This window comes from Paraburkholderia sp. WS6 (genome assembly GCF_030464835.1).
Classification (GTDB): Bacteria; Pseudomonadota; Gammaproteobacteria; order Burkholderiales; family Burkholderiaceae; genus Paraburkholderia; species Paraburkholderia madseniana.
Genome location: NZ_JALQCK010000065.1, coordinates 25,291 through 36,528 on the forward strand (window position 1 = coordinate 25,291; position 11,238 = coordinate 36,528).

At 62.2% G+C, this 11,238-nt stretch carries 10 protein-coding genes; 4 read left to right on the plus strand and 6 right to left on the minus strand.

Going from position 1 to position 11,238, the window contains the following annotated elements; all coding sequences use genetic code 11:
* Positions 1-24: 24 nt before the first annotated feature.
* The 3 genes from kdgD to M0D64_RS41970 all read right to left on the minus strand — a co-directional run bounded on the left by kdgD (position 25) and on the right by M0D64_RS41970 (position 3,737).
* Positions 25-942, minus strand: coding sequence for a 5-dehydro-4-deoxyglucarate dehydratase (gene kdgD / locus M0D64_RS41960; RefSeq protein ID WP_266261957.1), 918 nt, complete (start codon positions 940-942; stop codon positions 25-27).
* Between the two features lie 61 nt (positions 943-1,003).
* Positions 1,004-2,353, minus strand: coding sequence for a glucarate dehydratase (gudD, locus tag M0D64_RS41965; protein WP_266261958.1), 1,350 nt, complete (start codon positions 2,351-2,353; stop codon positions 1,004-1,006).
* Positions 2,354-2,405: 52 nt separating this feature from the next.
* Entirely contained in the window at positions 2,406-3,737 is a 1,332-nt protein-coding gene (locus tag M0D64_RS41970; RefSeq protein WP_171925927.1) for an MFS transporter, read from the minus strand.
* Positions 3,738-4,169: 432 nt separating this feature from the next.
* On the opposite strand from M0D64_RS41970, the gene M0D64_RS41975 reads away from it, so the two are divergent.
* On the plus strand, positions 4,170-4,880 hold the full coding sequence (locus M0D64_RS41975; RefSeq protein ID WP_154559214.1) for a FadR/GntR family transcriptional regulator: 711 nt from the start codon (positions 4,170-4,172) through the stop codon (positions 4,878-4,880).
* Between the two features lie 174 nt (positions 4,881-5,054).
* Here the strand turns inward: M0D64_RS41975 and M0D64_RS41980 are convergent, their stop codons facing one another.
* Genes M0D64_RS41980 through M0D64_RS41990 form a run of 3 tightly spaced genes read right to left on the minus strand, consistent with a single transcriptional unit; the run spans position 5,055 to position 8,088 of the window.
* Positions 5,055-5,390, minus strand: coding sequence for a hypothetical protein (locus M0D64_RS41980; protein WP_154559215.1), 336 nt, complete (start codon positions 5,388-5,390; stop codon positions 5,055-5,057).
* Between the two features lies 1 nt (position 5,391).
* Positions 5,392-6,750, minus strand: a complete 1,359-nt coding sequence (locus M0D64_RS41985) for an acyclic terpene utilization AtuA family protein (RefSeq protein WP_266261959.1) — start codon at positions 6,748-6,750, stop codon at positions 5,392-5,394.
* A gap of 33 nt (positions 6,751-6,783) precedes the next feature.
* Positions 6,784-8,088: a CitMHS family transporter gene (locus M0D64_RS41990; RefSeq protein ID WP_266261960.1), complete on the minus strand. Its 1,305-nt coding sequence runs from the start codon at positions 8,086-8,088 to the stop codon at positions 6,784-6,786.
* 99 nt (positions 8,089-8,187) lie between these two features.
* Here M0D64_RS41990 and M0D64_RS41995 point away from each other — a divergent pair, with 99 nt between their 5' ends.
* The 3 genes from M0D64_RS41995 to M0D64_RS42005 all read left to right on the plus strand — a co-directional run bounded on the left by M0D64_RS41995 (position 8,188) and on the right by M0D64_RS42005 (position 11,147).
* On the plus strand, positions 8,188-9,099 hold the full coding sequence (locus tag M0D64_RS41995) for a LysR family transcriptional regulator (RefSeq protein ID WP_266261961.1): 912 nt from the start codon (positions 8,188-8,190) through the stop codon (positions 9,097-9,099).
* 200 nt (positions 9,100-9,299) lie between these two features.
* Positions 9,300-9,806 carry a DUF2844 domain-containing protein gene (locus tag M0D64_RS42000; protein WP_266239017.1) on the plus strand — a complete coding sequence of 169 codons (507 nt, stop codon included), beginning with the start codon at positions 9,300-9,302 and terminating at the stop codon, positions 9,804-9,806.
* Positions 9,807-9,836: 30 nt separating this feature from the next.
* Entirely contained in the window at positions 9,837-11,147 is a 1,311-nt protein-coding gene (locus tag M0D64_RS42005) for a DUF3443 family protein (RefSeq protein ID WP_266261962.1), read from the plus strand.
* The last annotated feature ends 91 nt before the right edge of the window (positions 11,148-11,238 follow it).

The following is an 11,238-nucleotide window of genomic DNA, read 5'->3' on the forward strand; positions in this document are numbered from 1 at the left end:
TACCTGCGCCGTTTATTGCGCCACTTATTGCGCGCCGAGCTTCTTGATCAGCGCGTCGAGTTGCGCCATTTCTTCTTCGGTCAGATCGGTCAGCGGCGCCCGCACCGGACCGGCGCTGTGGCCGACCAGCTTCGCGCCGGCCTTCACGATACTCACCGCATAGCCCTGACGGCGGTTGCGGATCGCCAGATACGGCAGGAAAAATTCGTCGATCAGCTTGCCGACAGTTGCGTGATCATCTGCAGCAATCGCGCGATAGAAATCCATCGCCGTCTTCGGAATGAAGTTGAACACAGCCGACGAATACACCGGCACGCCCATCGCCTTATAAGCCGCGGCGTAGATTTCCGCGGTCGGCAGGCCGCCGAGATACGAGAAACGGTCGCCGAGACGACGGCGAATCGTCACCATCGCCTCGATTTCACCCACACCATCCTTGAAGCCGATCAGGTTCGGGCAACTGTCCGCGAGACGCTCGAGCATGTCCGCATTCAGCTTCGAATTCGCGCGGTTATAAACGATCACGCCGATGTTCTTCACCGCCTTGCAGACCTGCTCGACGTGCGCGGCAATCCCTTCCTGCGATGCCTCGGTCAGATAGTGCGGCATCAACAGCACGCCGCTTGCGCTGAGACGTTCGGCTTCCTGCGCGTAGTCGATCGCCACGCGCGTCGGGCCACCCGCGCCGGCAAGAATCGGTACCTTGCCCCGGCAGGTCTCGGTCGCCGTGCGAATCACGTTCGTGTAATCGCTTTTGGCCAGCGAGAAAAATTCGCCCGTGCCGCCGGCGGCAAACAGCGCGGTCGCGCCATAGGGCGCGAGCCATTCGAGGCGCGCAGCATAGGTATCGGCGCGGAAATCGCCTTGTTCGTCGAAGTCGGTCACCGGAAAGGACAGCAGGCCTTCGGAAACGATCGCTTTGAGTTCTTGGGGTGAGGTCATAACGTGAATAGTCGGTAAAAGCGGGCGGCCGCACGGAGCGCCGCTCAGATCATGAGGAAACTCAGCGCACCAGACACGGGCGCTTGTTATCGAACTTCCAGTTCGGAATCAGGTACTGCATAGCCACGCCGTCGTCGCGTGCGCCGAGGCCATGCTGCAGATACAGCGCGTGCGCCTTCTCGATCTCGTCCATATCCAGCTCGACACCGAGGCCGGCGGCCTGAGGCACCATGACCTTGCCGCCGACGATCTGCAGCGGCTCGCGCGTCAGGCGCTGACCGTCCTGCCAGATCCAGTGCGTGTCGATCGCCGTGATCTTGCCGGGCGCAGCAGCCGCGACATGCGTGAACATCGCAAGCGAAATGTCGAAGTGATTGTTCGAATGCGAGCCCCAGGTCAGCCCCCACTCGTTGCACATCTGCGCCACGCGCACTGAGCCCTGCATGGTCCAGAAGTGCGGATCGGCAAGCGGAATGTCCACGGACTGCAACTGGATCGCGTGCCCCATCTGGCGCCAGTCGGTCGCGATCATGTTGGTCGCCGTCGGCAAACCGGTCGCACGGCGGAATTCGGCCATCACCTCGCGGCCCGAGTAGCCGTTTTCCGCGCCGCATGGATCTTCCGCGTAAGCCAGCACGTCGTGTTGATCGCGGCACAGGCGCACCGCTTCCGCGAGCGACCATGCGCCATTCGGGTCGAGCGTGACGCGGGCATTGGGGAAGCGTTCTGCGAGCGCCGTCACCGCTTCGATTTCGGCGTCGCCCGACAGCACGCCGCCCTTGAGCTTGAAATCGTTGAAGCCATAGCGCGCTTGCGCTGCCTCGGCAAGCCGCACCACCGCCTCGGGGGTCATGGCCTCTTCGGTGCGAACGCGCTCCCAGTCGTCGCGCCCTTCCGCACCACTGTCATAGGGCAGATCGGTTTTCTTGCGATCACCGATATAGAACAGATAACCGAGCATTTCCACTTCGTCGCGTTGCTGGCCTTCGCCGAGCAGTGCCGCAACAGGGACGCCCAGATGCTGCCCGAGCAGATCGAGCAGCGCGGCTTCGAGTGCGGTCACCGCGTGAATGGTGGTGCGCAGATCGAAAGTCTGCAGGCCGCGCCCGCCGGCGTCGCGATCGGCGAACTGCGTACGCGCCTTGTTCAGGATCGCTTGAAGATTGCCGATCGACTGGCCGACAACCAGCGGACGCGCGTCGTCGATCGTCTTGCGGATGCTCTCGCCGCCCGGCACTTCGCCGACTCCAGTATGCCCGGCGCTATCGCGCAGAATGACGATATTGCGCGTGAAGAACGGGCCATGCGCGCCGCTCAGATTCATCAGCATGCTGTCACGGCCGGCGACGGGCACGACGCGCAGCTCGGTCACGATCGGCGTGGCGTTCGATTGGGATGAGTTAGTGGACATGATTGGGGACCAGGTAAATGAGTAAGCCGACTGGCGGCGGTCGATCGACAATTCAATGCGCTTTGCTATGAAGCGGCTCCGTCAACGCGTCGCGGTTCACACGGCGATTGCGGGTCAGGAAGCCGGCCGCCGCGGCGATCAGCGAAGCCACGCCCAAGGCGTACAGACCACCGGTAATCGAGCCGGTGTGCTGCTGCAGATAACCAAAAGCAGCCGGTGCGAAGAACCCGCCGAGGTTGCCGACCGAATTGATCAGCGCGATGACGGCAGCAGCAACGCGTGCGTCCAGATAACCCTGCGGGATCGGCCAGAAGAGCGAAGCCGCGGCCTTGAAACCGATCGCTGAGAAGCAGATTGCCACGAACGACAGCACAGGATTACCCGACGTCGAAGCGAACAGCCCGCACGCTGCAATGACGAGCGCCACCGCCAGCCACGCCTGCTGGAAACGCCATTTCGCGGACAACACCGCGAAGCAGTACATCGCGACCATGGCGATGAGCCACGGGATGGTATTGAACATGCCGACTTCGAAGTCCGAGAGTCCGCCCATCTTGCGGATGATCGTCGGCAGCCAGAAGGTGGCCGCGTAAATGGTCAATTGAATCGCAAAGTACAGGAAGCAGAACAGCAGAATCTGCGGATCCTTCAGCAGCTTCACGGCCGGCAAATGCGCGCCGCCGTGCGCCTCGCGCTCGGCCTGCTCCGCGGCGATCGCGCTTTCGAGAACGGTCTGCTCCTCGGCCGTCAGCCAGGAGGCATCGCGAATGCGCGACTTCAGCAGCAGCCAGCTAACACCGCACAGCACGATCGAGAAGCCGCCCTCGATGAGAAACATCCATTGCCAGCCGTGCAGGCCAAGGCCGCGAATCGACAACAGACTGCCTGTGATCGGACCGGACAGCACCGACGCAAGCGCGGAGCCCGAGAGAAAAACCGCCACGGCCTTGCCCCGCTCTTTCTGCGGCAGCCATTGCGTGAAGTAAAACACCACGCCCGGGAAGAAGCCGGCTTCGGCGATGCCGAGCAGGAATCGCAACACATAGAAGGACGTATCGTTCCACACAAACGCCATGGCGGCCGCGACCAGCCCCCAGGTGCCCATGATGCGGGTCAGCCAGGCGCGCGCACCGTACTTCTGCATCAATACGTTCGACGGCACTTCGAACAGCGCGTAGCCGACGAAGAACAACCCGCTCCCGAGGCCGTAGGCGGCAGCGCCGATGCCGAGGTCCGTCTGCATGTGGGAATTGACGAAGCCGATGTTCACGCGATCGATGTAGTTCGCGATGAACATAATCAGAAAGAGCGGCAGCACGTGCCGCTTGACCTTCGAGACCGCGGACTCAAGCGGGTCAGCGGCGGCGGTGAGAGCAGATGTCAAGGTTGTCTCCAGTTCCGGCCATTCCAGCGGCCTGATCGAACGCACCGCAGCACATTCGAGCAGGCCGGGTGATTCGGTCCTAAAATGCGTGATACGTTGTCTGACGACAGTCTACCCCGTTCCATTCACCGATTCCAATGGGGTGTTTACCCTGCTATGTAAGCTATATACACCGGGATGCAGGCGTCAACAGCACCACCGCAGTCGTTGAAACTGTAGAATCAAATTAAGACGTCCGATGACATGACAAAAGTCTTGCGAGCTGTGCCGCCCAAGTCCGGTTAACGAGTCTTTGCCGCCCGCATCGGGAACACGAGATTCAAATCGTCACCTTTCGGACTGACGCTATGATGACTATGTCGAGACGCCACACGACGTCACTCGCACTCGCAAAGTGTGAATTCCCAGCCGATTAGTCCATAAGCAACCGAGATGAGCAGCCTAACTGAGAAGGTGGTGGCCACCCTTTCCGATGAAATCCGCCGCGGCAGCCTGCGGCCCGGAGACCGCATCCCGACAGAAGTCGCGATGATGAAGCAGCTTTCGGTGAGCCGCTCCGTGGTTCGCGAGGCAATCTCGCGCCTGCAGGCGGCCAAAGTGGTCGAGACGCGTCACGGCATCGGCACGTTCGTTCTGGAGCCGGCCACGGAACAGTCCATGCAACTGCCTGCCGCCGACCTCTCCAGCATGCTGGACGTGATGGCGATCATCGAATTTCGCATCGACGTCGAGGCAGCCTCGGCCGCGCTCGCGGCAGCGCGACGCACCGAGCAGAATCTCAAGCAGATTCGCGCCGCACTGGAGCGCTTCGAGTCCGAACTCGAACGGGGAAGTACCGATACGTTGGCGCACGACATCGAGTTTCATCTGCAGATCGCGCGCGCGAGCGGCAACCGCTACTTCTTCGACGTGCTCAGTCAACTCGGCCGCGCGGTGAGCCCGCGCACGCGGCTCGGCACCGCCGAGATCGCGGAGCTCGACCATATCGAGCACCTGCGCAACGTGCTCAGCGAGCATCAGATGATCTATCGGGCCATCGAACGCCAGGACGCGGATGATGCGCGCGCCGCGATGCGCATGCATCTGAGCAATAGCCGCGAAAGACTTCGGCGCGCGCACGAGTTGAGCAGGGCGAGTGGCTGAGCCGAATGCCCGGCGATTCGGCGAACGAACTGACAGCGCTCGCCGACACAGACGATGCCGCGAACATGGAAACCGCCACTGTCACCCACGTGGACGAGACATGGCCCTCGAAGCTTGAACTTAGGGCCTCAGGTCAGGCTAGCGATATGCAGCAGCGGCGGCAATGCCAGCGAACTACAGAACTGGAGCGTTTCCACCTGCAGTCGGCGCTTCCACCTCCAGCCCCATCAACGCCGAACTCAACGATTTGCCGTGCGCGTCGAGCGCAAGCGAACGCGTCACACCTCCGCCGAGCGCATGGCCGAGTACGAAGTTGAATGCGGCGATGCCAGGCAGTTCATAACGCACGACTTCGCCGCGCACCACGTCGTTCAGATGCGCCTTGACCCGTTCCGGTGTCAACACCGCACGCAGATGCTCATAGTGCTTCGCGTCATAACAGATGACGGAGATATTCAGCGTATTGCCCTTGTCGCCGGTCCGCGAATGAGCAAGCTCACGTAGTTTCATGTCACGCCTCCACCAGCGAGAATGCCGGCTTGACATGCTCGCGCGGCAACAATACCGATTGCACCGCGACGACTTCGCGCGCTGACTTCGTCACGCCGCCACCGCCCGCAGGGCCGTTCGTGTAAAGCGTCTCTACCTCGTTGCCGATCCTCACTGCTTGCGCCAGCGATTCAGCGCGCCCCGCGACCCGGACTCGCACTTCATAAGGCTCGGCGTGACCGGCAGCCAACGTGTCGCCATGCAATGCGTTCACGCCGATCAGATCGAAGCGTAATTCACGCGTTTCGACGCCCGTCAGGGCAAGCCTTTCCCGCACGATATCGAGTGCAAGCCGGGCACGCGCCAGCGCGCCGGGACCGCCGTATGAAATCTGCCCTTCGCCGATATAGCCGTCGAAGTAAGCGACCGACACCTTCAACGTATCGGTACGCGGCGTACCGCGCCCGCCGCTCACGCGAATGCGATCCGGCGCTTCCTGCATGACACACGCCTGCGTGAAATCGGCGACCACGTCCGGTTGCAGATAACGCTGCGGATCGTGAATCTCATACATCAGTTGCTCTTTGCAGGTTGCCTCGGTTACCCGGCCACCGGCCTGCGGAAGCTTGGTGATGACCACCGTGCCGTCCGGCGCGACTTCGGCGATGGGAAAGCCGAGCCTCGCGAGATTGGGCACGTCCTTGAAACCCGGATCGGCAAAATACCCGCCGGTGATTTGTCCCGCGCATTCGAGCAGATGGCCGGTCACAGTCGCCTGGCCAAGCGTCTGCCAGTCGTCCATCTGCCAGCCGAACTCGTGGATCAGTGGCGCGACGAACAGCGACGGATCGGCGACACGTCCGGTCAGGACGATTTGCCCGCCGGCCGCAAGCGCCTCGACAATCGCCGCCGCGCCGAGATAGGCATTCGCGGACACGAGGCGATCACGGTACGAAGCGACGCTTTCCCCGGACTCCTCGAAACGGAAATTGCCCTGCCGCACGACGTCGAGTACATCGTCGCCCGTGACGGCGGCAATCTTCACGTCGCCAAGACCGAGCGAGCGCGCTATCTCGGCAGTCTTTCGCGCCGCAGCAAGCGGATTGGCCGCGCCCATGTTCGAAATGATCCGCACGCCGTTACGGATCGCTGCGGGAAGCACGGCCGCCATGCGCGTTTCGAGCAACGGATCGTAGCCCAGCTCAGGGTCTTTGCTGCGCGCCTGCTGCGCGATCGCAATGGTGCGTTCGGCAAGGCACTCGAACACGAGGTAATCGAGCGCGCCGTGTTCCGCCAGTTCGACCGCGGGTTCGATACGGTCGCCGGAATACCCCGCGCCCGCGCCGATTCGGACCGGCTGCCTATGTGGAGTCGCTATCATGCTGGTCGCTTCCATTCAGTCAAACAGTCAAGCTCACAACGAGAATATCCCCAGCACGACGCAGGCGATCGTCATGACGATCGACGCGCCGAACAGCAGGGGGAACGTGAATTTCTGATGGTCGGCGAGATCGATACCGCACAGGCCGACCACGAGGAAAGTCGCCGGCGTCAGCGGGCTGACCGGAAAGCCGGTGGTCATCTGGCCAAGCAGCGCGGCCTGGCCGACATGCACGGCGGGCACGCCGAGTTGGCCGGCCACTTCGGCAATCACCGGCAGCACGCCGAAGTAAAACGAGTCCGGATCGAACAGCATGCTGAGCGGCATCGACACCAGCCCGAGCGCGACGGGGATGTGGCCCGCCATGGCGGGCGGCACGAAGCCGACTGCCGCCAGTGCCATCGCCTTCAGCATGCCGCTGCCCTGCATCACGCCGGTGAACACGCCGGCCGCCAGCAGAATGCCGGCCATCATCAACGCAGCGCGCGCGTGAGCGTCGATCCGCTTGCGCTGCATGTCGACGTTCGGATAGTTCACCATCAACGCGATGCATAGTCCGACCATGAACATGATGGCCGGCGGAATCTTCTCGCCCATCACGACCATCGTGCCGAGTACGACGAGCGTCAGGACGATGTTGAACCAGAAGTTTTTCGGCCGGCGCAAGGCTTGCTCTTCAGGCGTCAACTCGCGTTTTGGCATCGGCGCGGAACCGTTGGCGGCGGTGAGGCCGAGCCGCTTTTCCTCGCGCCGCCCAAGCCAGAACGCCACGCCGAAGACGAACACCAAGCCGATCAACTGCACGGGGATCAGCGGGTTGAACAACGCCGAAATCGGCAGATGCAGCGAGGCCGACGCGCGGATCATCGGCCCCGTCCACGGCAGAAAATTGATGCCGGCGGCCATCGAAACGGCCGCGGCCAGCACGCGCCGGTCCATCTTCAAGCGGTCATAGAGCGGCAGCATCGCGGGAATCGTGACGAGAAAGCACACCGCGCCGGAACCGTCGAGGTGAATCAGCAGCGCAAGCAACGTGGTGCCCATCACGATCCGTGTGGGCCGCGTGCCGACAGCGCGCAGAATGCGGTCGATGATCGGATCGAGCGTGCCGGCGTCGGTGATGGTGCCGAAGTAGAGAATCGCAAACACGAACATGCCGACGACGGGCGCGAGGCTCTTGAGCCCGTCGATCACGAATTTGCTTGTCTGAAAACCGAACCCGCCGATCAGCGACGCGGCGAGCGGCACGATGATGAGCGCCACCAGTGGCGACATCCGTTTCGACAGAATCGCGCCGAGTAGCACGACGATGGTGGCTAGCCCCAGCAGTGGCAGCATGTCCTTGTCTCCGATGTTGTTTTTTACTGTGATCCAGCGTAAGTTCGAGGCGGCGATAAATCAATTGAAATGATTTGATCGCAGCCATTACAAAACATCATGGATCTGAACCTTCGGGACATTCGCGCATTTATCGCCGTGGCGCAAACAGGCAGTTTCACGCGCGCGGCCACGCGCCTGCATCTCTCTCAACCGGCCTTGACGGTGCAAATACGGCGCCTCGAGGAAACGGTCGGCCTGCGCCTGTTCGATCGCAACAGCCGCAACGTCGCACTGACGCCGACCGGCCGCGAACTGCTGCCGCTCTTGCAAAAATCCCTGCACGACATGGAGCACGTGCTGATCGACGCGCGTGCGCTCGGCGAGGGATCGAACGGCACGGTGCGGATCGCGTGCTTGCCCACTTTCGCGGCGAGCGTATTGCCGGAACTCGTGCAGGACCTGAAGAAGACCGTGCCGCGCGTGAGCTTTCATGTGCGCGACGTGGTCGCCAGCATGGTCAACGCGCTGGTGCGCAACGAAGAAGTGGATATCGGCCTGACCGGCGGCGAACTGGGCGACGCCAGCTTCGAGGTGCTGCATGCGGGCATCGACCGGTTGGTGGCGGTGTTTCCAAAGCGCCATGCGCTGGCGCGCCGCAAACGCATCACGCTGGCCGACCTTGCCGGTGTCCCGCTCGTGCTCACCGCGCAGGGTACGAGCGTGCGGGCGGTGGTTGACAGCGCGTTTGCCGACGCGCACGCCATGCCGGAGATCGCGTGCGAGCCGACCTACATGATGAGCGCGGTCGCGATGGTGCGCGCGGGGCTCGGCGTGACCATCCTGCCGGCGTCGGCCCGCGAGGTCAGAGCGGAACCTGAACTGATAGTCCGCCCCATCGACGATCCCGCGTTCACCCGCCCTATCGCCCTCATCAAGAAGCGCGGCAGGACCCTGCCGCCCGTCACGGAAACCTTCGTTGCGGTGTTGATCGAAAAGCTCGGCAGGATTTCAACGTCCGGGCTGGATTGAGATCGAGGCGCGCCCAGACGCGCCAGTTCGCCGCGGCGCGCATTATCAGTTTCCCGCGGCTTACCTTTCAATTTCAAATAGAACCCGAATCGCCACGCTATTCGTCTGTTTTAATCGAAGAGAAGCACGCTAGTATTTATATCGCGTGGGCGCGAGGAAACGTTCGCGCGCATTTTCCGAAAAACGTCGAAAACCAAAAAATGATAATCAGCCAATTTCGAATGCTCGTGGTGGCCGCGGCCTCGTTCACCACGGTCGCTCCGGCGTATGCAGGGTTAGGCGGCGCACCGACCTACCCCGTGACCGCCAGCAGTACCAGCGCAGGGGCGGCCAGCCAGGGCGGCAGCGCGGTGGCCCGCTTTGCTGCCAGCGCCAATGCGGCTTCGCCCACTTACACCGTGAGTCAGACCACGCTTGCGTCGGGCACCGTCGTAAACGAGTACATCGCGGCAGGCAACACCGTGTTTGCGTTGAGCTGGGAAGGCCCCGCCATGCCGCCGCTCAACACGCTGCTCGCCACTTACTTCCCGTCTTACGTGCAGGCACTCACCGACGCGCACGCAGCGCAAGGCGGCGGCTATGGCGCAGCCGTCGTGCGTCAGTCGGCTCTGGTCGTTGAAACGGGCGGCCATATGGGCGCCTTCGTGGGTCGAGCCTATCTGCCGCAAGCGTTGCCGCAAGGCGTTAGCGCTAACGACATCAAGTAAGTCTGTTAAAAATCAATCGAGAGAATAAAAGTGCGCAAAATCGCATGGATCATTGCCGCGGCGCTCGGGCTGAGTCTGGCTGGCTGCGGTGGGGGCGGTAGCGGGGGTAGCAACAGTGGAACCAACAGCAACACATCGATAAACGCACCGGGCGGCGCAAGTTCGCCGGCGACGTCGAGCGGAACAGGTTCTCCGTCCAACGTCCTCGCGGTGGATGCGTCGGCGGTGCCTACTGCAGTTGGTCCCGGCAATACGATAGCGGTGACGGTCAGCCAAACGGGCATTCACAATCAGCCCATGGTCAGCGTCACGATCTGTACCGACAGTACTAACGCCACCGCGAACTGCGCGACGATCCCGAATGTGATCGTCGATACCGCATCGTTTGGATTGCGCCTGGTTCGCTCAGCCATTCCGGCCGCCACATTCAGTGCGCTCGCACCCGAACTCGCCCAGCCGAGCGGTCTGCCGCTCGCCGAATGTGCGTTGTTCGGCAGCGGCTACGCATGGGGTTCCGTCCACTATGCGGACGTAGCGCTTTCGGGCGAGATTGCACAGAAAGTAGCCATCCACGTGATCGGCGATTCGGCACTGACCGTGGCCGCGCCGACCGAGTGCCAGGTTGGCCGCCCCCTGGTCACCACGACCGATATCGGCGCAAACGGCATCCTCGGCATCGGCGTGAGCCCGAATGACTGCGGCATGGCATGCCAGAACGCAGCGGTGTCGGCGTTCTACTACACCAACGCCGGCACGGCCACCTCGGTGCTCGTAACCGGACAGATCACCAATCCGGTCACAAAGTTCGCGCAGGATAACAACGGTGTGATTCTGGAGATGGGCCAGATTTCCGACAGCGGCAGCGCGACGGCTCAAGGTACGCTGGTGTTCGGTATCGACACGCAAGCCAACAACGTGTTGAACGGCACGAGCGCCACGCTGATCAGGACGAACGGGAACGGCGACTTCGCGTCGAGCTACGGCGGCACCACGCTGACGAAGACGTTCTTCGATTCCGGATCGACGGTGTTGTTCTTCCCCGACTTGACGATCCCGATTGACAGCGCGTCCGGATACTACATCCCGACGACGACGGTGGGGCGGACGTCGACGCTGGAGGCAACCAGTCCGGCGAGTGTCTCACTCGGCTTCAATATCGCAAACGGAGCGACGCTGAACGCGTCGGGGAATTACGCGTTCAATAACCTCGGTATCTACTTGTCGCGGCAGTTCGACTTCGGCATGCCGTTCTTCTACGGCCGGCACGTGTACTACGGCATTTCGGGCAAGGCGTCCACGGGTGGCGGCACGGGGCCTTATGTAGCGTACGTTTCGAGCTGAGCGGTAGTGGTTCTGTAAATAAACCCGGCTGCATGAGTCTTATACCTTAACGGTACATAGTTCGCGAGCAAGTGGCCGGGGATTCAGTAAG

Bases quoted from the DNA above. Each gene is read 5' to 3' on its own strand.
- gudD (WP_266261958.1), bottom strand. From the start codon at position 2,353: ATGTCCACTAACTCATCCCAATCGAACGCCACGCCGATCGTGACCGAG.
- M0D64_RS41990 (WP_266261960.1), bottom strand. From the start codon at position 8,088: ATGCTGCCACTGCTGGGGCTAGCCACCATCGTCGTGCTACTCGGCGCG.
- kdgD (WP_266261957.1), bottom strand. From the start codon at position 942: ATGACCTCACCCCAAGAACTCAAAGCGATCGTTTCCGAAGGCCTGCTG.
- M0D64_RS41985 (WP_266261959.1), bottom strand. From the start codon at position 6,750: ATGATAGCGACTCCACATAGGCAGCCGGTCCGAATCGGCGCGGGCGCG.
- M0D64_RS41995 (WP_266261961.1), top strand. From the start codon at position 8,188: ATGGATCTGAACCTTCGGGACATTCGCGCATTTATCGCCGTGGCGCAA.
- M0D64_RS41980 (WP_154559215.1), bottom strand. From the start codon at position 5,390: ATGAAACTACGTGAGCTTGCTCATTCGCGGACCGGCGACAAGGGCAAT.
- M0D64_RS41975 (WP_154559214.1), top strand. From the start codon at position 4,170: ATGAGCAGCCTAACTGAGAAGGTGGTGGCCACCCTTTCCGATGAAATC.
- M0D64_RS42000 (WP_266239017.1), top strand. From the start codon at position 9,300: ATGATAATCAGCCAATTTCGAATGCTCGTGGTGGCCGCGGCCTCGTTC.